The organism is Vibrio sp. CB1-5 (genome assembly GCF_059412285.1).
In genome coordinates this window covers 15,958-38,223 of sequence record NZ_JBJHPB010000028.1, presented here as the reverse complement: position 1 = coordinate 38,223, position 22,266 = coordinate 15,958, and the positions used below count along the sequence as shown (strand labels likewise).

Annotated in this window: 18 protein-coding genes; 9 read left to right on the top strand and 9 right to left on the bottom strand. The window is 47.4% G+C overall.

Translation table 11 applies throughout. From position 1 onward, the window contains the following. Positions 1-11: 11 nt before the first annotated feature. On the bottom strand, positions 12-2,744 hold the full coding sequence (locus ACJB0T_RS17725; RefSeq protein WP_479292308.1) for a heavy metal translocating P-type ATPase: 2,733 nt from the start codon (positions 2,742-2,744) through the stop codon (positions 12-14). 182 nt (positions 2,745-2,926) lie between these two features. Here ACJB0T_RS17725 and gltX point away from each other — a divergent pair, with 182 nt between their 5' ends. Continuing rightward, the gene (gene gltX, locus ACJB0T_RS17720; RefSeq protein WP_479291125.1) at positions 2,927-4,354 is read left to right on the top strand and encodes a glutamate--tRNA ligase; all 1,428 of its coding nucleotides are present in this window, start codon (positions 2,927-2,929) and stop codon (positions 4,352-4,354) included. A 129-nt stretch (positions 4,355-4,483) separates the two neighbouring features. Here the strand turns inward: gltX and dxs are convergent, their stop codons facing one another. From dxs to xseB, 3 genes are read right to left on the bottom strand one after another with little or no spacing between them, the layout of a single operon-like run. After that, complete coding sequence (gene dxs, locus ACJB0T_RS17715) at positions 4,484-6,349, bottom strand: 1-deoxy-D-xylulose-5-phosphate synthase (RefSeq protein ID WP_479291124.1); 1,866 nt, start codon at positions 6,347-6,349, stop codon at positions 4,484-4,486. Between the two features lie 24 nt (positions 6,350-6,373). Continuing rightward, positions 6,374-7,258 carry a (2E,6E)-farnesyl diphosphate synthase gene (gene ispA / locus ACJB0T_RS17710; RefSeq protein WP_479291123.1) on the bottom strand — a complete coding sequence of 295 codons (885 nt, stop codon included), beginning with the start codon at positions 7,256-7,258 and terminating at the stop codon, positions 6,374-6,376. 20 nt (positions 7,259-7,278) lie between these two features. Beyond that, positions 7,279-7,521, bottom strand: coding sequence for an exodeoxyribonuclease VII small subunit (gene xseB, locus ACJB0T_RS17705; RefSeq protein WP_353496884.1), 243 nt, complete (start codon positions 7,519-7,521; stop codon positions 7,279-7,281). Positions 7,522-7,855: 334 nt separating this feature from the next. On the opposite strand from xseB, the gene pomA reads away from it, so the two are divergent. The 3 genes from pomA (at position 7,856) to thiI (ending at position 11,306) form a co-directional block, all read left to right on the top strand. Continuing rightward, positions 7,856-8,620 (top strand): flagellar motor protein PomA, encoded by a 765-nt coding sequence (gene pomA, locus ACJB0T_RS17700; protein WP_353496883.1) that lies wholly within the window; start codon positions 7,856-7,858, stop codon positions 8,618-8,620. Between the two features lie 33 nt (positions 8,621-8,653). Next, the gene (locus ACJB0T_RS17695; protein WP_479291121.1) at positions 8,654-9,589 is read left to right on the top strand and encodes a flagellar motor protein MotB; all 936 of its coding nucleotides are present in this window, start codon (positions 8,654-8,656) and stop codon (positions 9,587-9,589) included. A gap of 268 nt (positions 9,590-9,857) precedes the next feature. After that, a complete protein-coding gene (gene thiI, locus ACJB0T_RS17690) occupies positions 9,858-11,306 on the top strand; it encodes a tRNA uracil 4-sulfurtransferase ThiI (RefSeq protein ID WP_479291119.1) in 1,449 nt (482 codons plus the stop codon). A gap of 150 nt (positions 11,307-11,456) precedes the next feature. Here thiI and ACJB0T_RS17685 read toward each other — a convergent pair whose 3' ends face one another. Both ACJB0T_RS17685 and gloB read right to left on the bottom strand, forming a co-directional pair. Further along, entirely contained in the window at positions 11,457-13,028 is a 1,572-nt protein-coding gene (locus ACJB0T_RS17685; protein WP_479291117.1) for a lytic transglycosylase, read from the bottom strand. A gap of 76 nt (positions 13,029-13,104) precedes the next feature. Further along, entirely contained in the window at positions 13,105-13,863 is a 759-nt protein-coding gene (gene gloB / locus ACJB0T_RS17680) for a hydroxyacylglutathione hydrolase (RefSeq protein ID WP_479291113.1), read from the bottom strand. A gap of 38 nt (positions 13,864-13,901) precedes the next feature. Here gloB and ACJB0T_RS17675 point away from each other — a divergent pair, with 38 nt between their 5' ends. Beyond that, the gene (locus tag ACJB0T_RS17675; protein WP_479291111.1) at positions 13,902-14,651 is read left to right on the top strand and encodes a class I SAM-dependent methyltransferase; all 750 of its coding nucleotides are present in this window, start codon (positions 13,902-13,904) and stop codon (positions 14,649-14,651) included. Here ACJB0T_RS17675 and rnhA read toward each other — a convergent pair. Continuing rightward, the gene (gene rnhA / locus ACJB0T_RS17670; RefSeq protein ID WP_479291108.1) at positions 14,648-15,112 is read right to left on the bottom strand and encodes a ribonuclease HI; all 465 of its coding nucleotides are present in this window, start codon (positions 15,110-15,112) and stop codon (positions 14,648-14,650) included. The genes ACJB0T_RS17675 and rnhA overlap by 4 nt on opposite strands. 57 nt (positions 15,113-15,169) lie before the next feature. Here rnhA and dnaQ point away from each other — a divergent pair, with 57 nt between their 5' ends. Continuing rightward, complete coding sequence (gene dnaQ / locus ACJB0T_RS17665; protein ID WP_112459665.1) at positions 15,170-15,913, top strand: DNA polymerase III subunit epsilon; 744 nt, start codon at positions 15,170-15,172, stop codon at positions 15,911-15,913. Between the two features lie 9 nt (positions 15,914-15,922). After that, a complete protein-coding gene (locus tag ACJB0T_RS17660; RefSeq protein ID WP_479291106.1) occupies positions 15,923-17,179 on the top strand; it encodes a TIGR03503 family protein in 1,257 nt (418 codons plus the stop codon). 115 nt (positions 17,180-17,294) lie between these two features. Here the strand turns inward: ACJB0T_RS17660 and fadE are convergent, their stop codons facing one another. Continuing rightward, a complete protein-coding gene (fadE, locus tag ACJB0T_RS17655; protein ID WP_479291103.1) occupies positions 17,295-19,739 on the bottom strand; it encodes an acyl-CoA dehydrogenase FadE in 2,445 nt (814 codons plus the stop codon). A gap of 334 nt (positions 19,740-20,073) precedes the next feature. On the opposite strand from fadE, the gene lpcA reads away from it, so the two are divergent. Together lpcA and ACJB0T_RS17645 are read left to right on the top strand one after the other, a co-directional pair. Then, the gene (lpcA, locus tag ACJB0T_RS17650; protein WP_353496873.1) at positions 20,074-20,649 is read left to right on the top strand and encodes a D-sedoheptulose 7-phosphate isomerase; all 576 of its coding nucleotides are present in this window, start codon (positions 20,074-20,076) and stop codon (positions 20,647-20,649) included. A gap of 49 nt (positions 20,650-20,698) precedes the next feature. Further along, entirely contained in the window at positions 20,699-21,541 is an 843-nt protein-coding gene (locus ACJB0T_RS17645) for a class II glutamine amidotransferase (RefSeq protein ID WP_479291100.1), read from the top strand. Between the two features lie 85 nt (positions 21,542-21,626). On the opposite strand, the gene purN is transcribed toward ACJB0T_RS17645, so the two are convergent. Continuing rightward, positions 21,627-22,265: a phosphoribosylglycinamide formyltransferase gene (gene purN / locus ACJB0T_RS17640; RefSeq protein ID WP_479291098.1), complete on the bottom strand. Its 639-nt coding sequence runs from the start codon at positions 22,263-22,265 to the stop codon at positions 21,627-21,629. Position 22,266: the final 1 nt, after the last annotated feature.

Below are 22,266 nucleotides of genomic sequence, written 5' to 3'. Positions count from 1 at the left end.
CATAGCAACGGTTAGCCTTTGTGCTGAAACTTTCTTAACCTATTAGCATTAGTTACGACAGTAATCGACGAAAGTGCCATTGCTGCTCCCGCAAAAACGGGGCTTAGCAAAAATCCGAACAGAGGATACAGCACACCCGCGGCAATAGGGATACCTAGGGTGTTGTAGATAAAGGCGCCAAATAGGTTTTGTTTAATGTTGCGTACCGTCGCGCGGGATAGCGAGATGGCATAACTGACACTCGCTGGATTGCTGTTGAGTAGCGTCATAGGAGCACTTTCAATGGCGACATCACTGCCAGTGCCCATTGCAATGCCCACATCAGCTAGCGCAAGTGCAGGTGCATCGTTAATGCCATCGCCTACCATAGCAACATGTTGATAGCGGCCTTTTAGTGAGGCAATGTGCGCGGCTTTTTCGTCCGGCAGTACTTCAGAAATGACCTCATCTATGCCCAGTTGTTCTCCAATCACACTAGCAACATGCTGGTTGTCGCCAGTCAGCATAATAGTGTGAATGCCTTGTGCTTTTAGAGAGTTGATGGCATTCGCGGCATCGGTTTTTATCCCATCTGCAATTGCAATTAATGCGACAGCTTGACCATCGATAGCAACAACGATTGGTGTATGTGCTTGATTGGCGGCCTGAGCAAGAGGGACTTCAAGTGCCTGTAGGTCGACCCCTAGTGCTTTAATGTGATTGATTGAGGCAATCACTACTTGCTTGCTGTCAACGATGCCTTGCACGCCTTTACCTTTGAGGTTCTCAAATTGCTCTGGCTCAAGGGTATTCGCGTCACTCCAATAGTCAGTGACAGCTTTAGCTAGCGGATGTTCCGAGCGCTTTTCGAGTGGCACGACCCACTTTGCCAGTTCTGTTTCACTAATACCGATAGGATGGACAGCTTGCACTTTTGGTTGCCCAAGCGTTAAGGTGCCGGTTTTATCAAATACTACTGCATTGACTTTGCTTAGTTTTTGCAGCGCATCCGCATCTTTGATCAGTATGCCTGCTTGGGCGGCTTTACCAATACCGACAGTGATGGATAGCGGCGTCGCTAACCCAAGAGCACATGGGCATGCAATAATGAGTACTGTGGTGGTCACCACGAGCATATAGCTCGCCTTTGGCTCTGGCCCGATGAAAAACCAGACCAAGGCAGAAAGCAGTGCAATCGCAACGACAATGGGAACGAACAACGAGGAAATAGAGTCCGCAAGCTTGGCGATGGCTGGTTTACTGCTTTGAGCGTCTCGCACTAAATGGATGATTCGCGAAAGCATGGTATTTGCGCCAATTCCAGTCGCTTTGATCACCAAACTTCCATCGGTATTTACCGTTCCTGCGGAAACACTATCCTTAATACCTTTTAAAGCTGCGATTGGCTCACCCGTCAACATCGACTCATCAAGATAGCTGTGACCTTCAATGACTTCTCCATCAACGGGCACTTTTTCTCCCGGTTTAATGCGCAGCAGCATACCAAGCTGAATGTCACTAACAGAAAGTGTGACGTCCTGGTCATCGACAATGGCCGTTGCGACTTGAGGCTGCAAGTTCATCAATGCCTGTAAGGATTGATTGGTTTTCGCTTTCGCTTTCGCTTCAATAAAGTGACCGAGGGAGATCAAACCGACAATCATCGCGCTCGCTTCAAAATAGATATGGCGTGATGCTTCTGGAAACCAAGATGGCATGATCACAACGAGCATGGAATAAAGCCAGGCTGCACCCGTGCCAAGGGCGACTAATGTATCCATGGTTGCGCGTTTGTGTTTGAGGGCTTGGTAGGCGTTGGCATAAAAGGCACGACCAGCGGTGGCAAGAAGCCACAGACACAGCAAGCCAACAACGCCCCACGCAAGCTGATCTGTTGAGTTTTGTATCGTCATGCTGCCACCGAGTACACCCCACAGCATAAGAGGTGCGCCCATGGCCAATGCCCACATCGTATTGCGTTTTTGCAGCGCTTGATGCTGCTGTAGTGCTTGCTGCTGTTTTTTCTGTGTTGAGGCTAAGTCTTCAACTATTTCACCTTGATAGCCAGCTTCTCTGACAGCTTGAAGCAGTGGTTGTTCAATCTCAGAGTTGGCTAAGCTAGTAAGTACTAACGCGCTTTGTTCTGCAAGGTTAACTCTCGCTTTGTCGACGCCAGTTACCGATTGCAGCGCTTTTTCAACCGACGAAACGCAGCTGGCACATGTCATCCCTTGAATCAGTAGTTGAATGCTGGAGGCTGATTGAGAAGAAGCCGGTGAGTTGGTGGCTGAAGTTTTCACAGATTCGCGAGGCGTATTTTCGATCGTACTTTCTGTCGTATGGCTTAGCTCATTGCTAGCAATATCGCCTTGCGGGATATCGCTTAATATGGCTTGGAAGCCGACTTGCTTAATGTTGTTTTGGATGAGATTAACATCAAGATTTGATTCAATAGTAAGTGATTGCTTACTTAGCGCAATAATAGTACTTGAATCAAGCGTTTCAAGTTGAGCCTGAAGCTTGTCGACGCACTTGCCACAGTTAAGACCCGAGAGCTCAAAATGTCGTACAGGTTTCGCCTCAAAACCTAGGTTGGCGATAGGCTGGATAATGTCATCGATATGGGCATCCGTCGAGACAGTTAAAGCGTGCTTATCAAGCTGTTTGATTTCAATATCAGTCGAAGCCTGCTCCAATGCATTGCGAACTTTTTTTACGCAACCCATACAGGATAAGCCTGATAAATTGAGCGTATAAGTGACCATAACCAACCTCGATACTTGTTCATTAACGGTAAACATAAACCTTCCCTCAAGGGTAAGGTCAAGCGGTTTCATCTCATTTAGGTATAGAGATTGTAGAATTAGTGTAAGGTGATAAAATAGCGCCCAAAATTTGCAACGCACGATGACAAGCATTGTGCGACGTTGACAATAAGGTACTTTCGATGACGGTTAAAACACGTTTTGCTCCAAGCCCAACTGGCTATCTTCACGTCGGTGGTGCGCGTACTGCACTTTACTCTTGGTTATTTGCTAAAAACCAGGGCGGTGAATTCGTTCTACGTATTGAAGATACGGATCTAGAGCGTAACTCTCAGGAAGCGGTAGATGCGATCCTTGAAGGTATGCAGTGGATGGGACTTGAGTGGGACGAGGGTCCGTACTACCAGTCGAAGCGTTTTGATCGTTACAACGAAATGGTCGACAAGCTACTTGCTGAAGACAAAGCTTATAAGTGCTACGCACCAAAAGAGCTACTTGAAGAGATTCGTGCTGAGCAAGAAGCAAATAAAGAGATCCCTCGTTACGATGCAAACCACCCGAAAATCGTTGCGGCTAATGCGGCGGCGAAAGATGGTGACCCATGTGTGATTCGTTTCCGCAACCCGAAAGAGGGCAGCGTAGTATTTGATGATCAAATCCGTGGTCGTATCGAGATTGCTAACAGCCAAATGGATGATCTTATCATCCGTCGTACTGATGGTGCGCCTACCTACAACTTCGTTGTTGTGGTAGATGACTGGGATATGGGTATCACTCACGTAGTTCGTGGTGAAGACCATATCAACAACACACCACGTCAAATCAACATCTATGAAGCACTAGGTGCGCCAGTTCCGACTTTTGCACACTGTGCAATGATCCTAGGTGATGATGGTGCTAAGTTGTCAAAGCGTCACGGCGCCGTATCGGTTATGCAATATCGTGATGAAGGCTACTTGCCAAACGCACTAAACAACTACTTGGTGCGTCTAGGCTGGTCTCATGGTGACCAAGAGATCTTCTCTCAAGAAGAGATGATTAACTTGTTCTCACTGAATGCAATCTCTAAGTCAGCATCAGCGTTTAACACAGATAAGCTAAACTGGCTGAACAACCACTACATCAAGACATCTGAACCTGAGTACGTGGCTAAGCACCTGCAATGGCATTTAGATGAGCAGAAGCTAAGCACAGAAAACGGTCCAGCTATCACAGAAGTGATCAAGCTTGTGGGTGAGCGCTGTAATACGCTTGTTGAGCTTGCTGAGCAAATCCGTTACTTCTACGAAGATTTCTCTGAGTTTGAAGCGGGTGCAGCGAAGAAGCACCTACGTGGTGTTGCTAAACAACCACTCGAAGTTGCGCTTGCTAAAGCAGAAGCACTAGAAGAATGGACAACGGCAAACATTAAAGATCAAGTGATTGCTGCAGTTTGCGAAGAACTAGAAATTGGCATGGGTAAAATCGGTATGCCACTTCGCGTTGCAGTGACTGGTGGTGGTCAATCACCTTCAGTTGATGCTGTTATGGAGCTTGTAGGCAAAGACCGTGTGATTGCTCGTATTAAGATGGCACTAGAGTTTATCGCTGAGCGTGAAGCAAACGCGTAATTGCCATGCAATGAATTTGAAAAGCCGCAACTTAGGTTGCGGCTTTTTTTGTGTCTTCTGAACGAGACAAACTAGCAATAAAAAAGCGACCCTAGAGTCGCTTTCTTTGCTTAACTTGTGGATGCGTCTCTACTTGGAGATGTAATCGCGAATAGAGGCTTCGATGCCAGCAGCATCAAGGCCGAGTTCAGCGTGAAGCTCATCTTGTGTGCCTTGTGCGATAAACTTGTCGGGAAGACCAAGGTTAAGCACTGGCTTCATTAGCTTCTCACTCATCATAAACTCAATCACCCCAGCACCAGCGCCGCCAGCGATAGCGTTTTCTTCGAGAGTGACGATCACATCATGATTGTCACACAGCTCACGGATAAGCGCCTCATCGAGAGGCTTAACAAATCGCATGTCAGCCACGGTAGCATTGAGATTGTCTGCTGCAACCAAAGCGCAGTCCAAAAAGGTTCCGAATGATAAAATCGCTACTTTCTCACCTTCGCGAACAATACGGCCTTTACCGATCTCTAAAGCGGTAAACTCAGCTTCTGGTGCCGTACCATTACCGCTGCCACGAGGATAGCGAACAGCACTTGGACCTGTGTGCATGTGACCGGTGTAAAGCATCTGACGACACTCGTTCTCATCACTTGGTGCCATGATCACCATGTTCGGAATACAGCGCATAAAGCTAAGGTCAAACGCGCCTTGGTGGGTTTGACCGTCTGCACCAACAAGGCCTGCACGGTCGATGGCGAACATCACTGGCAGATCCATAATCGCAACGTCGTGGATCAGTTGGTCGTAGCCACGCTGTAAGAAAGTCGAGTAAATCGCGACGATTGGTCTATTACCAGCAATAGCCATTCCTGTTGCTAGTGTTACAGCATGCTGCTCAGCGATAGCAACATCGAAGTACTGACCAGGATATTCTTTAGAGAAACGAACCATACCCGAGCCTTCACGCATCGCTGGCGTAATCGCCATTAGCGATGGATCTTTAGCTGCCATATCACATAAAAAATCGCCAAAGATTTTCGAATATGTTGGTTTGCTTGAGCTGCTTTTCGGTAAGGTTGAGTGCGACGGATCAAACTTAGGTACGCCGTGATAACCGATAGGATCTTTCTCTGCAGGCTCATAACCTTTACCTTTCTTAGTCATGATGTGCAGGAATTGAGGGCCTTTAAGTTCACGCATGTTTTTCAGCGTTTTTACCAGTTCATTCACATCGTGACCATCAACAGGGCCGATGTAGTTGAAACCAAGCTCTTCAAATAAAGTTCCAGGAACAATCATCCCTTTGAGGTGTTCTTCTGTACGCTTAACCAGTTCTTTGATTGGTGGCAGACCCGATAGCGCTTTTTTACCGCCTTCACGAATAGAAGTATACAGGCTTCCAGATAACACTTGAGCAAGGTGATTGTTTAGGGCTCCAACGTTTTCCGAGATCGACATTTCATTGTCGTTTAGGATAACAAGCATATCCGGATGTACATCACCTGCGTGGTTAAGCGCTTCAAACGCCATACCCGCAGTAATTGCACCGTCACCAATGACGCTGACGACTTTACGGTCTTTGTCTTCTTTGGCAGCTGAAATCGCCATACCAAGTCCGGCGCTAATCGATGTTGAAGAGTGGCCGACAGACAGCGTGTCGTATTCACTCTCTTCACGCCACGGGAATGGGTGCAGACCGTCTTTTTGACGGATGGTTGAAAGTTGCTCACGACGACCCGTTAAGATTTTATGCGGGTAGGCTTGATGGCCAACATCCCAAATTAGTTGGTCGAAAGGCGTGTTGTAGACGTAATGCAAGGCGACGGTAAGTTCTACCGTGCCAAGTCCGGAAGCCAAGTGTCCACTAGACTGGCTCACTGAATTTAGCAAATACGTCCTAAGCTCCTCACACAGCTTAGGTAGAGATTCCTTCGGCATTAGACGAAGTTCTTCTGGCGTGTTTGCTAATGTCAGTGTCGGATACTTTGAAATATCAAGTGTCATAGTTATTTAGCGCTTTAATATAGTCTAGTTGTTGCGCTCGATGACGTATCGGGCGAAGTCTTCGAGTAGTTGCGTATTGTAGGGTATCGCTTGCAAAGCACAAAGTGCTTCTTCAAAAAGCTGTGTGGCTTTTTGCTGAGCCCCTTCTAGCCCCAACAATGCAGGATAAGTGCTCTTGTTAAGTTCGACATCAGAGCCTTGCGGTTTTCCTAGGGTTTCAGTGTCACCAATAATGTCTAAAATATCATCTTGAACTTGGAACGCGAGGCCAATGGCTTCAGCGTAGGTTTCAAGCTGTGGCAAGTATTCGCGACCTTTATCGCCCGCTGCCAATGCGCCCAGTTGAACCGCGCATTTTATCAGTGCGCCCGTTTTGTGGCGATGGATACGCTCAAGCTCATCCAATGTAACTTGGCGGTTTTCAGCTTCGAGATCCAATGCCTGGCCGATGCACATACCCGCAGCACCTGAAGCACGCGCAAGCTCTTTTACCATAGTAATACGTTGCGACTCGGCAAATGGCGCCAAAGTCCCTTCTGATAATATGGTGAAGGCTAGCGTTTGCAGAGCATCACCGGTCAAAATCGCGGTGGCCTCATCAAATTCTATATGGCAAGTTGCTTTGCCGCGGCGCAATTCATCATCGTCCATAGCCGGCAAATCGTCATGGACGAGAGAATAGGCGTGAATACACTCAATCGCAGCGGCTGGTGTGTCGAGCTGCTCTTCACTGCAACCAAAGATAGAGCCAGTGGCATAGACTAAGAATGGTCTCGCACGCTTGCCACCCAAAAGCAGGGCGTAGCGCATGGCTTCAATCAGTCGTTGTTGCTGAAAGGGGTAGCCATCCAACCAAGCGTCCAGCTGCTGGTTGTTACGGGTTTGATAAGACTTCAAAGTCTCAATCATGGGGATACTCACTTTTGAAATTATTCTGACGGCTGAGTAAAGTCTTGAAGATCGGCGTCATCATCCTTAGCCAATAAGATGCTAACTTTTTGTTCCGCTTCGGTCAGCTTTTGCTGTCCAGCTCTCGCTAGGGCGATACCACGCTCGAACTTCTTCAGCGCATCGTCCAGTGCCAGATCGCCGTTTTCCAGTTGTTCTACGAGTGTATCGAGCTCGTCTACTGTCGCTTCGAACGACATGTTCTCAGGTTTCTTAGTCGCCATAACGTACTTATTTTTTATGAAATGATCGAACGTTACATGAGCGGCTAGCGATGGTCAAACTTATGGTGCGAAAAATGCTGTTAACAACCACTGTGCGGATTTTGATTGCTAAAAAAAACGTCAATATTGCCAGCTGAGCCGTTATCTTCTCTGTAGAAAGCGAATGGAAGCGAAGGAGTTCTGACAGTTGGCGACGCAATTTTGTGATTTTGTGGTCATAAATCACTTAAAGATATGGCCACTTGGTCGATAACCTAAAAGTAACGAGATAGACTCGGGCTGCTTTTCGGTTCGTCTGAGTGGCTAAGATGTCAAATTTTCTATGGAGTGTTGAGTGGATTTAGCAACGCTGATAGGCCTCATTGGTGGGGTCGCTTCGATAATTATTGCGATGGTGCTCGGTGGCAGCATCATGACTTACTATGATACTACGTCGGTATTTATCGTTATCGGGGGATCGACATTTGTCGTCTTGATGAAATTCACGCTAGGGCAATTCTTTGGTGCCGCCAAAATCGCCAGTAAAGCGTTTATATTCAAAACCGATGAACCAGAGGATCTGATCGCTAAGATTGTTGAAATGGCTGACGCAGCGCGTAAAGGTGGTTTTCTAGCGCTCGAGGAAATGGACATTCAAAATAGCTTTATGCAAAAGGGCATTGATCTTCTCGTTGATGGCCATGATGCAGAAGTGGTGCGCAATGCGATGCAAAAGGATATCGCCCTGACTGATGAGCGCCACGAAAAAGGTGCGGCAGTGTTTAGAGCTTACGGGGATGTTGCGCCCGCAATGGGCATGATTGGTACCTTGGTTGGCTTGGTTGCGATGCTATCGAACATGGACGACCCTAAATCCATCGGTCCAGCGATGGCGATTGCGCTACTCACTACGCTTTATGGTGCGATGCTTGCGAACATGTTGTTCTTCCCAATTGCCGATAAGCTAACCTTGCGTAGGGAACAAGAGAATCTCAATCGTCGTCTAATAATGGATGGTGTGCTGGCAATTCAAGATGGCCAGAACCCTCGCGTTATCGATGGCTACCTTAAAAATTACATCAATGAAAACAAGCGCGCGTTTGATCTCGATGGCGAGTAGCGTTTCCGTAATGATTAATAACGGGATTAAGTGATGGAACAGAAAGGCAAATGTAAATGTCCACCTCCAGGTGCTCCCGCTTGGATGGCGACCTTCTCTGATCTCATGTCGCTGTTGATGTGTTTTTTCGTTCTTCTGCTGTCGTTTTCAGAAATGGACGTGCTGAAGTTTAAACAAATAGCAGGTTCGATGAAGTTTGCGTTTGGTGTGCAAAACCGCCTTGAGGTGAAAGATATTCCGAAGGGCACGAGCATTATTGCTCAAGAGTTTAGACCTGGCCGCCCAGAGCCGACGCCAATTGATGTGATCATGCAGCAAACTATCGATATTACTCAGCAGACGTTAGAGTTTCAAGAAGGTGACTCCGACAGAGCGGGTGGTAATCAGCGTGATGATGGCAAGATCACCGGAGGCCAAACCGCTGATCGTACTCAAAAGAATCAGATTGGTACTGCGTCTTCAGAGAGTGAACAGCAGAACGAAGATCTTGAAGAGCTGGAGCAAGTAATTAAGCAAGCGCTACAGCAAGAGATCAATCAAGGTGCCGTTGAGGTGGAAAACCTAGGGCAGCAGCTTGTTATTCGTATTCAAGAAAAAGGTGCCTTCCCTGAAGATTCTGCGTTCTTACAGCCGAAGTTCAGACCGTTGGTTAGGCAGGTTGCCGATCTTGTGAAAGACATTCCTGGTCAGGTTCGTGTCTCTGGGCATACCGATAACCTGCCACTCGACTCTGAGCTTTATCGCTCAAGTTGGGATCTCTCTTCACAGCGTGCCGTGTCGGTCGCGCAGGAGATGGAAAAGGTGAAAGGCTTCTCACACCTCAGACTCAGAGTCATCGGCGTCGCCGATACAGAGCCGCTGGGGCCGAATGATACCGAGCGACAACGGGCTCGAAATCGCCGAGTTGAAATCAGCATCATGCAAGGTGAGCCAGTGTATACTGATGAGGTATCGGCTGATGGCAACTAATGGATAAGTAATTGCCGTGACTTCTAAAAGCGCCAGAGCTCAGCTCTGGCGTTTCTGTTTTTATACCACAGAGTACCGCCCTTTGTTTGAATTAGGTGGATTGCTCGCATCTTATAAAGGTTGCGGGTATACTTGCGCCCCTAATGAACAATCGCTCAGTGAAGTCTCATAGTTTGCACTCTGAGTTGAGCGAATTTGTACTACAGTTGATATGTGTTTCCCCATACTGTCGCGCTCAGACAGCATTGCAACGAGATGTGAAAAGACTATGAGATTTATCGTAAAGCCCCATCCAGAGATTTTTGTAAAAAGCGATTCAGTGCGTAAGCGCTTTACAAGGATCCTTGAGTGCAACCTGCGAATCATTATCCAGCGCCGTACGGAATCGGTGGCGGTGTTTAACCGTCGTGATCACATTGAAGTGAGTGCAAGTTCAGACCAATATCATAAAGAAGTATTGGAGATCCTGACTCAAACCCCTGGTATCCATCACGTGCTTGAGGTTCAGCAATCTGATTTTACTGATATGCACGATATCTATGAGCAAGTTCTTGATCTTAATGGCAAACGTATCGAGGGAAAAACCTTCGTGGTACGTGCGAAGCGTCGTGGTAAGCACGACTTTACTTCGATTGAGCTTGAGCGTTACGTGGGTGGCGGTCTTAACCAAGCGGTAGAAAGCGCTCGTGTGAAGCTGTCGAAGCCTGATGTGACCGTTAACATCGAAGTGGCGAACGACAAGTTGAATCAGGTTATCGCGCGTCATAAAGGTCTGGGCGGTTTCCCGCTAGGAACGCAAGAAGATGTGTTGAGCTTGATCTCGGGTGGCTTTGACTCAGGTGTTTCGAGTTACCTGCACATCAAACGCGGTTCAAAAACGCATTACTGCTTCTTCAATCTTGGCGGCCCTGCGCACGAGATTGGTGTAAAACAAGTAGCTCACTTCCTGTGGAACAAGTACGGCTCGTCAGCGAAGGTGAAGTTCCTCTCTGTAGACTTCGAACCGGTTGTTGCTGAGATCCTTGAGAAAGTGGAAGACGGCCAAATGGGCGTTATCCTTAAGCGCATGTTTATGCGTGCTGGTGGTATGCTTGCTGAAAAGTTCGGCATTGAAGCACTAGTGACAGGTGAAGCGCTAGGTCAGGTTTCTAGCCAAACACTGACTAACCTTCGTCACATCGATGGCGTGACAGACACGCTGATCCTTCGCCCTCTTATCAACTGGGATAAAGAAGACATCATCGATCTTGCACGTGAAATCGGTACTGAAGATTTTGCTAAGACCATGCCTGAATATTGTGGTGTGATTTCTCGCAAACCAACGGTAAAAGCAGTTAAAGCGAAGCTTGAAGCGGAAGAAGAGAAATTTGATTTCGCTGTACTTGAACAAGTGGTGCGTGATGCTCGTATGATCGATATCCGTGATATCGAGAAAGAGAGCCAAGAGCAGGCGCCGGAGGTTGAGCAAGTGGAATCGGTTGAAAACGATGCTATTGTACTAGACATTCGCAGTGCAGAAGAGGAAGAGGCAAGTCCACTTGAGCTTGATAATGTGGAAGTGAAACATCTGCCATTCTTCAAGCTAGGCACTAAGTTTGGCGACCTTGACCAATCGAAAACATACCTGCTGTACTGTGACCGTGGCGTAATGAGCCGTTTGCAAGCCCTGTACTTGCAAGAGCAAGGCTACAGCAACGTTAAAGTGTATCGCCCATAGCGAATACCTTACGTAGCTCACTCGACGAGTTTAATAGGAAAACGCCAAGCTAACTGCTTGGCGTTTTTTTGTTTGAGTCTTTGCGAGTAATTATCAGGTGTAAAAAAGCCAGTCAACAGACTGGCTTTACAACTTAAACTCAAGTAACGGTTAGGCGCTGGTCTTAGTGACGTCAACGTACAGTTTTAACTTCTGACCGGGTTTCAGGTATTTGTTTTTCTGTAGGCTGTTCCACTTCACCACGTCATTAGTGCGCACTTTAAACTTGTGTGCAATACCGCTAATGGTGTCACCGCTGCGCACTGAGTAGAAAATAGTGCGAATGATGGCACCATCTCCGCCATTCTTCCAAATGACTAGCTCTTGTCCGACACGCAATGTGTCTCTCGGTCCCATACCATTCCATTTTGCTAATGATTGGTGTGACACCTTGTTCGCTTTCGCAATCGACCACAAGCTATCACCACTTTCTACCTTATGGGTGACTTTGTAGTTACCACGAGAGGTCGATTGAGTTTTCGCTAAGCGATTCGACGCACTCAAGCTGTAGGTAGAGTCGTCTTTGGTTGATGTTGGAACCAACAGATGCTGACCAGCACGAATGTTATTGTTGCTTAGACCATTCGCGTTACGAATCACATTCGTCGTTGTCTGGTGGCGCTGTGCAATGACACTGAGTGAATCGCCAGATTTCACTTTATAACGAACTAGGCGCATGCCTTTGCCACGGTTTTTCTCCAGTTCAACGCGGAACTGATCAACACTGTCGATAGGCAGTAGCAAGGTCTGTGGGCCATTTGGCGCTGTTGCCCATTGGTTGTACGCTGGGTTATAGCTCTGTAGCTCTTTGACGGAGATACCGGCGTATTTAGCAGCAATTGCTAGGTCAAGCTGCTCATTAGGCTCAACCAATTCAAGAACAGGTTGGTTTGGGATTGCAGGGATGTCCACGCCGTATTTCTCAGCGTTGGCGAGAATATCAGCCAAAGCCAATAGTTTTGGCACGTAGCCACTGGTCTCTTTAGGTAAATCTAGCGAGAAGAAGTCGATAGGTTTACCTGCATTGCGGTTTTTTCGAATCGCGCTAGAGACTCGGCCGCCGCCACTGTTGTAAGCCGCAATTGCATGATTCCAGTTACCGTCAAAGCGTCGGTTAAGCTGCGTTAAGTAATCGAGCGCAGCATTGGTCGATAGCGTTACGTCGCGGCGACCATCAAACCAATACGTTTGATCTAGGCCGAATGCTTTACCTGTGGCTGGAACAAATTGCCACAAACCCGCCGCACTGCCGTGTGAGTATGCAAACGCATCAAACGAGCTTTCTACGATGGGAAGTAGTGCTAGTTCAAGCGGCAAATCACGTGCTTCGATCTCTTCAGTAATGAGATATAAAAATGGTTTAGCGCGCTGCGAGACCGTTTTTAAGTGATTAGGGTGCTTGATGTACCATTTGCGATAGTAATCGACTTTCGCATTGTCCGGGATCTCCATCTCCAACTGCATCGCGATACGCTTCCAAACATCCTCTTGTTGTTGAGGCGTGAGTGCTTTCGGTGCAGGTTTTACTTCAGGAGTGGTAACGGAAACGGGCTTTGTTGTTTTAGTTGTCGCTGTTTCTGCAGGAGAGTTGGTTGGCTCTGTTGTGGTGCTGCTTGTATCTGGCGGAGTCATTTGACAACCAGCCAGCAACAGGGCAAATGCCCAACTGTATTTCTTATGCATTGTGTTTGCTACAACCTCTTACTTGAACGGCTGAGCATAATACTAATAGGCGTTGGGCCAAACAAGCAGCAAAACGTTAAAATTCGTTCTTCCACTCACGTAATGCGGTAAAAGTGGCTAAGGGATCATTATTCGCACTGCGATTTGTTACCGAGTTCACAACTTCGGTTTGCGTAGTACGTAAGAACGGGTTGATACGTTTTTCCACGGCAATCGATGTAGGTAAAGTCGGAAGTCCCTTGGCTCTTTTCTGATTCGCGTCATCGCGATATTGGTGCAAGACCTCATTGTGTGGTTCGACGGCGAGGGCAAAAGCGAGGTTGCTCAACGTGTATTCGTGTGTGCAGTACACTTCGGTTTCTTCCGGGAGTAGCATGAGCTTTTGCAGTGAGTTGAACATTTGATCGGGCGTGCCTTCAAAAATGCGGCCGCAACCGGCAGAGAATAAAACATCACCGCAAAACAGCTTACCATCACCCACAAAGCCAATGTGGTCGAGAGTGTGTCCGGGCAAATTCAGTACCAGAAACTCCTCGTGGAAAAGGTTTATGCGGTGACCTTCGGCTACCCTATGGGTCAGGTGTTCGGTAGAAGAGTGTTCAGGACCAATGACACTGATAGATGGATATTTCTCAATCAGCTTGGCGATACCGCCGGTATGATCCCAATGATGGTGGGTCACAAGAATCGTTACAAGCTCAAGTTCGTGCTGCTCTAGGTAGTTAATGACGGGCTCTGCGTCGCCTGGATCGACAACGGCACACAAGTTTTGGTTATTTTGAATAAGCCAGATGTAATTGTCATTAAATGCAGGTATGCTTTTGATATGTAACATTGTTGTTTCTCCAGTTCGGTTTGGGAGATTACCCGAATATGAAACCAGCTCGCAGCAAGAAAAAAGTAGACCATCCCCACTCCTGGGATGAGCTCGCTAATGGGCTCTGGGTCTCAGAGTCGATTCAAACGCGCCTTGACGAGTGGTGCCCTAAACTATTTGGCTATCACCTGCTTAAGTTAGGTGGTTTAAGCTGCGAGTTAACCAGCTGCAATTGCAATATTCAGCATCAAGTCAATCTTGATATTAAAAATCCTCTTCACAATGTTATCGCTGACCGCTACGAATTGCCATTTTTAGAAAAGAGTTTTGATGCGATCGTGATGTCGCATCAACTTGAGTATGCGGAAGATCCCCACCGTCTACTGCGCGAAGTTGATCGGGTGATGATGGATGATGGCTATTTGATTTTGACAGGGTTTAATCCCATGAGTTTTACCGGATTGGCAAGTCTGATGCCATGGCGAAAAAACAATTTTCCATGGAGTGGTCGAATGTTCACTCCCGGTCGTATCAAAGATTGGCTCGGAGTACTTAATTACCAAGTCGTGTATGCCGACACCTACGCACTGTTTCCAATGAAACGTTATCGCACCATGTGGACTTGGTTAGAGAGTAGTATTGGTGACTGGGCATCGCCAATGGGCAGTTTGTATTTTATCGTCGCTAGAAAGCGTACCTATCCACTAAAACCGATCAAGCCCCACTGGCGCTTGAAAAAGAAACTGACACCCGCAAGCGTCAGTTATCGGACTGCAGATAAACAGCAGTCCAGCGATTGTCGTTAGCTAGGCTGATAGCCGGTATCTTCTTCGGTTGGGTTTTCCGCGGCCGCTCTGGCTAGCTCGTCACACATCTCATTTTCGCGATGACCTGCGTGACCTTTAACCCAGCGCCAATCAACCGTGTGACGAGCTGTTTCGGCATCGAGCGCTTTCCATAGGTCAGCGTTTTTCACTGGTTTCTTGTCTGCGGTTTTCCAGCCTCGTTTTTTCCAGTTATGGATCCATTGTGTAATACCTTGACGCACGTACTGGCTGTCGGTGGTCAGGATCACGTCGCACGGCTCTTTAAGCGCTTGTAATGCGACAATGGTGGCCAGCATTTCCATGCGGTTATTGGTGGTGAGGGTGTAGCCTTTGGCTAGGGTCTTTTCATTCTGCTTGTAGCGCAGCACAATACCGTAACCGCCAGGGCCCGGGTTGCCTAAACAAGAGCCGTCTGTGAAAATTTCAACCTGCTTCGTCATGATTTGATACTATAGAGTCTTGAACGTTTATCTACATAGTCTGACATACAAAACGCCATGAATACCAGTCACAATCCAGAACAGCGCCGAATCGTGGTACTCGATACCGAAACCACGGGTATGAATCGTGAGGGTGGCCCTCACTATATGGGACATCGCATCATTGAAATTGGTGCTGTTGAGATCATCAACCGCAAGCTGACTGGCCGTCACTTTCACGTCTACCTTAAGCCTGACATGCCAATCCAGCCTGACGCGATCGACGTTCACGGTATTACCGATGAGTTCCTACTCGATAAGCCGGTTTATAAGCAAGTGCATGAAGAGTTCTTAGACTTCATCAAGGGCGCTGAACTTGTGGCGCACAACGCGCCCTTCGACGTGGGCTTTATGGATCATGAGTTCGGAATGTTGGATGCCTCAATAGGCACCACAGACCAATATTGTAAGGTCACCGATACCCTTGCCATGGCGAAGCGTATGGCAAACATGCCGGCGAGAAAAAACCTCGACTCTCTAGCAAAACACTACACCATCGATACCTCAGCACGTATTCTCCACGGCGCATTGCTCGATGCGGAGATCTTGGCTGACGTTTATCTGGCGATGACGGGCGGTCAAACGTCAATGCAGTTTAATGCGGGGCAGTCAGATGGTGATGCTGGTGGCGAATCTATTAAGCGCCTCACATCTTCAAGAAAATCATTAAAGGTTTTGATGGCCTCTGCCGATGAATTGGATGCGCACAGTGCGCGTTTAGATATCGTTGAAAAAGGCGGCAGTTGTCTCTGGCGTCAGTAGGAGAGAATCATGCAGAGGATAATGCTAGCGATAGCCATGTGGTTATTGCTGACAGTGGGTGCGGTCGCGAGTGAATCCTCAATGCCTTTTCTCGACAACCGCTTTCGAGTCGATGAAACCGTCGATAGGATTACTTTCTTAGTCTATCGCCAAGAGCGCTCTAAGCCTGTCACACTGGTTAGACCCGATGGTAAAAAATACTATGCTTGGCGTCACCCATCTCACGTCCGCTGGATAGAAGAACCAACCGTTGATGTGATTACCATCGAGCGTCCTATGCCGGGGCCTTGGCAGGCGATCGGCAAAGTGAGCCCGAAAAACAATATTCAAATCATTTCTCAGTTAAGTCTTAAGGCAGAGACGCTCCCACAACGTATTTATCAAGGCGAAAAGCTTAAGTTCACCGCTCGGTTGATGAGTGACGATGAGCCGCTCATTGTAGAAAACATTCTTGATAGGGTTAACCTTCGTGTTGTGATGACCCGGTATCTAGAAGAGCAGGCTCAGAAAAATAACCAGCAGAGCGAAAAGATAGCGCCGGTGCCTATTGTGATTGGCGAGTTCTTTGATAATGGTGAGGGATTAGATGAGCGCTCTGGTGACGGTGTGTTTACCGTCGAGTTGCCGATCTCAGTCGAACCGGGCAAATACAACGTACGAATTACCACGGGCAACGGAGTCTTCTTGCGTGCGCTTGAACAAGAAGTCTTTATCTACCCAACACCATTTGTTACCCGCTTTATTCAAGGGGAAGGTGAAACTCCACATCAGGTGGTGGTTCGCGGTGAACCGGCGACTCTGGAGACGGGCTCGCTTGCCGCGTCAATTGAACTGCAACAGCCAGATGACAGCCAAAGCGTCGCTCAGAATCAAGCAGATAACGATGAAAATGACACGGTAGTATCATTTCACGATAGCGATCAAATCGGTACTTATAGTTGGTCTGGTAGCGTCTATGCCAATGAATCGGCCTCCGGACGACCTCTAGTGTTTGAGTTGCCAAACCGTACCTTTAGTGTAGTGGGCACTATTGATCTTGCGAAAGCGGAGCAAATGCAGCAGGCAGCTCGTGAGGCAAGGAAGAAAGCGGAACAAGAAGCGCAGGTTTTAGCGCATCGTCAACAGGTGCGTCAAAACGCCATCATCGCGATCGCGGTGGGCAATGTTGTGTTGATTGTGGTGGGAGGTTTGATTTGGTGGTTCTTCAGACGCCGCAGAGCCATTAAGGCTTCGCTGCCAGAAATGCAGTTGAAAATGCCTGGTTGATATTAGCCAAATAGCGGCAGACCAAAAAGCAATATACCGCAAATACGAATTAAAAAAGCCAGCAAGGTTTCTTGCTGGCTTTGCTTTATGTTTCTAAGCGCACGTTATTCAGAGCTTACGCGACTTCCTCCATCGCCGGATAAACGGGCTTTGCTGCCAGCTCCTCCGGTGAGAAGTCATCAACATTGATGGTGTATAGGCGATGTGCTTCTGCTGTGGTCAATAGTTGTGCTTCTTCCTGACTAATGATGCCTTTTTCTAAGCCAATCACTGCCACTTTATCCAGTTGGGTAAACGGACGACGCTGCTCAATGGCTTTACACACTTTGGTAAATACAGGCTCAGCGCGCAGAATGATGTCTAGCGCTTGCTCAATACGGCCAACGGCATTGTACTCAGTTGGTTCGAAGTACTGACCATAACCTAAGCGAGTACGTGCTGCGCTTGGAGTTTGCAGAATACGCGCAACCTGGTTATCGAGCTTGTCCGATGGCGCTTTACGTACTGTACCGAGAGGCAAAACAATCACGCGTAGTAAGCGGCCGATGGCTTTGTTTGGAAAGTTTGCTAAGAAGTCATCTAGTGCTTGCTCGGCTTGCAGCAAACTGTCTTGCATGCCCCAGTGAAGCATAGGTAAATCTTCACTATTGCGCCCTTCAACGTCGTAGCGCTTAAGTGTCGCACTGCTTAGATAAAGCTGACTTAAAATATCACCTAGACGAGCGGATAAGCGCTCTTTGCGTTTCAGTGACCCGCCAAGCACTGCCATGGAGACGTCCGATAGCAGAGCTAAGTTGGCGCTGTAACGATTGAGTTGTTGGTAGTAACGAGTGGTGACATCTTTATGTGGTGCAGAAGAGCCACGACCATCAGTTAGACCTAGCCAGAAACTGCGCACTAGGTTACTGACCGTAAAGGCAACGTGACCGGCTAGTGCTTTATCAAATTTATCGACGGCATTTGAAGCGGTTGAGTGAGCAGCTTCCATTTCTTCCAACACGTAAGGATGGCAGCGAATGGCACCTTGACCGTAGATGATCATCGAGCGAGTTAAGATATTGGCACCTTCTACCGTAATAGCAACAGGTGCACCTTGGTAGCCTCGACCAAGGAAGTTTGAAGGACCAAGACAGATACCTTTACCGCCGACAATATCCATCGCATCAATGATGCTGCGTTGCCCTCGGTGAGTACAGTGGTATTTGACGATGGCAGAGATAACTGATGGTTTTTCCCCTAGGTCGATGCCTGTCACGGTTAGGCGACTTGCAGCGTCCATCACGTACGCATTGCCACCAAGGCGTGCTAATGGCTCTTCAATGCCTTCCATGTGACCGATAGGCTGCTTAAATTGACGACGAATGCGAGCGTAAGCGCCGGTTGCGAGAGCCGCAGTCTTGATGCCACCCGTTGAGCTTGATGGCAGAGTGATACCACGACCAACAGACAAACATTCAACCAACATACGCCAGCCTTGGCCGGCCATCTTTTGACCACCAATAATGAAGTCTATGGGAACAAAAATCTCATTTGCACGAGTTGGACCGTTCTGGAATGGCACATTCAGTGGGAAGTGGCGATTTCCGATTTCCACACCTTTTAGATGAGTCGGGATAAGAGCACAGGTAATGCCAAGATCTTCTTTGTCACCTAATAGACTGTCTGGGTCTCTAAGCTTGAAAGCTAGCCCCAACACAGTAGCTACAGGTGCAAGGGTAATATAGCGCTTGTTCCACGTTAGCTTCATACCCAAAACTTCTTTGCCTTCCCATTGACCTTTACACACTACGCCAAAATCTGGAATTGAGCCCGCATCAGAGCCAGCTTCTGGACTGGTTAGAGCAAAACATGGGATCTCTTTACCAAGGGCAAGTCTTGGTAGGTAATAGTCCTTTTGCTCTTCCGTACCGTAGTGCTGCAGAAGCTCACCTGGACCTAATGAGTTCGGAACACCCACTGTTGAAGAGACAACGCTCGATACACCACACAGTTTTTGCAGCACGCAAGACTGCGCGTAAGCGGAAAATTCAAGACCGCCATACTGCTTTTTGATGATCATCGCGAAGAACTTATTGTCCTTAAGGTATTGCCAAATCTCTGGTGGAAGGTCCGCCAGTTCGTGGGTGATTTGGTAATCATTGATCATCGCACACACTTCATTGACAGGACCATCTAAAAAGGCTTCTTCTTCTTCAGTGAGTTTCGATGGAGTGATGTTTTGCAGCTTTTGCCAATCAGGCTTACCTTTAAACAGTTCCGCTTCCCACCATACCGTGCCTGCATCTAAGGCTTCTTTCTCGGTTTGTGACATAGCAGGGAGCACTTTTTTGAACACAGCGAGTGCTTTAGCAGAGACGAGCGATTGTCTTATCGATGGTACACACAACACCACCACAGTGGCGACATAGAGTGCCCATGAGATAGCGCCAAATACACTAAGCAGGGTGCCAAGCACCATTGCTGAGGTGATTAGCAAAAGGGATTTTGCCAGTGACGCTCGTTGATAAAAGCTGATACCAATAGCGCCGAGCAAGGCGATGAGAGAGAGCAAGATGTCCATGATGGTTCCTTTATCTGGGTACTTATTGTTGTTTTGGGTCAGTTTGCGATGGCATTGACTCTTATTTGTACGTGCAAGGTAAGAGGTCATACCAGTAATAATTGTAATTAAAATATTGCACAGATGTAAAATCTGTCAAGTAATTGCTCTAGTTGATTGCAAAATAAGCGGCTTAGGCAGCACTTTGTCTGCCAAACGTCAATTTGAACAACAATAATGATGAAATTGGTGCTGTGGTCATGTGCCATCTATCGACAGAGTTGACGGTTTATAGGTAAACTCAGAGTTAACAGCCATCGCATAGGTATGGCGAAAAAACAAAGAGAACAATACTATGTACCAAGACTTGATTAGAAATGAGCTAACTGAAGCTGCTGAAGTACTGAATAAATTCTTAAGTGACGACCACAACATTGCTCAGATTGAAGCTGCTGCGAAGATGATTGCTGACTCGTTTAAGCAAGAGGGTAAAGTGCTGTCTTGTGGTAATGGTGGTTCGCATTGTGATGCTATGCACTTTGCTGAAGAGTTAACAGGTCGCTATCGTGAAAACCGTCCGGGTTACGCTGGTATTGCGATTTCTGATCCAAGCCACCTTTCTTGCGTGAGTAATGATTTTGGTTACGATTTTGTCTTTTCTCGTTACGTAGAAGCAGTAGGTCGCCGTGGTGACGTGCTGTTTGGTTTATCAACGTCTGGTAACTCTGGTAATATTCTTAAGGCGATTGATGCGGCTAAGGCAAAAGGCATGAAAACCATCGCTCTGACGGGTAAAGATGGCGGTAAAATGGCAGGTCTGGCGGATATTGAAATTCGCGTACCACACTTTGGCTACGCTGACCGCATTCAAGAAGTCCATATTAAAATCATCCACATCATCATCCAGTTAGTTGAAAAAGAGATGGAATAGCAGCTTGCTATTGTGATGACAACTAGGAACAAAAAGAGTAGGGAACTCAATGTGTGAATTGCTTGGCATGAGCGCTAATGTGCCAACAGATATTTGTTTTAGCTTTACTGGCCTAATTCAACGGGGCGGCAATACTGGCCCTCACAAAGACGGTTGGGGGATCACCTTTTATGAAGGGAAAGGTTTTCGCACCTTTAAGGATCCGCAGCCAAGCTGCGATTCGAAGATAGCTGAGTTAGTACAAAGCTACCCGATTAAAAGCAGGGCGGTAGTGAGTCATATTCGACAAGCGAATCGAGGCCAAGTGAATTTGGAAAACACTCATCCGTTTACTCGCGAGTTATGGGGACGTTACTGGACCTTTGCTCATAATGGTCAGCTAACAGATTACCAAAAACTCGATACGGGTCACTTTCGACCTGTAGGTGAAACTGACAGTGAACTCTCGTTTTGTTGGTTGCTGAAAAAGCTAGAGCAGCGTTTCCCTGAGCCACCGCAAGACATGGAGGCCATGTTTTCTTATGTGGCCGAGTGTTGTGATGAACTAAGAGAGCTTGGTGTCTACAACATGCTGCTGAGCGATGGCGAGTACGTCATGACTTACTGCACCAATCACCTTTATTGGATTACGCGAAAAGCACCGTTTGGTAAAGCAACTTTGCTGGATGAAAATGTCACTATCAATTTCCAAGAGGAAACGACACCCAACGATGTGGTTTCGGTGGTGGCGACTCAGCCATTAACCGGCAATGAAACGTGGCATCGAATGAAGCCAGGAGAGTATAACCTGTTTCATTTTGGTGAGCGTGTTGGTAGTAATGTGGAACAGCTAGCCGATGTAGCATTTGCAGAGGCCAAGCCAAAAAGCCAAGCGCCGACCGAGCCTTTGTAGTTTTGATAGGCCGATAAAATTAAAAAAGCGAGTGATGAAAATCACTCGCTTTTTAGATCATTCGCAATGCCGTTTGGCGTTTGAACTATTTATCAGCGTAGCCTTGTGGCCCGAGAGCCTCGCCATCTAATAGGGCTCTACTTCCATCCATGATCAAGCGATCTTCAACAAACCATTTTACAACCAATGGATAGATCTTATGCTCTTGGCTTTGAACTCGTTGCTCTAGTGTTTCGACGGTATCGTCATCGAATACTGGCACTTTTGCCTGCAAAACAATCGGCCCACCATCCAGTTTTTCTGTAACGAAGTGGATACTGGTACCGTGGTGTTCATCGCAGTTCTCGATGGCACGTTGATGCGTATTCAACCCTGGGTACTTAGGCAGTAGCGAAGGATGAATATTAATCATTCGACCCATATAGTGGCGAACAAACTCACCGCTAAGAATGCGCATATAGCCCGCTAGCACTAATAGGTCAGGTTTGTGCACATCGATTCGACGCATCAACTCAGCATCGAATGCTTCTCGTGTTTCGCTCAGCTTAGGGTCGAGAAACTCAGCCTCGGCGCCAGCATTACGCGCACGTTCCAGTGCAAATGCAGATTCTTTGTTAGAAAAAACAGCACGCACTTTCGCATTCGAGATAGTTGACTCACAGGCATCAATAATTGCCTGCAAGTTGGTACCATTACCTGAAACTAAAACAACGATATTCTTCATG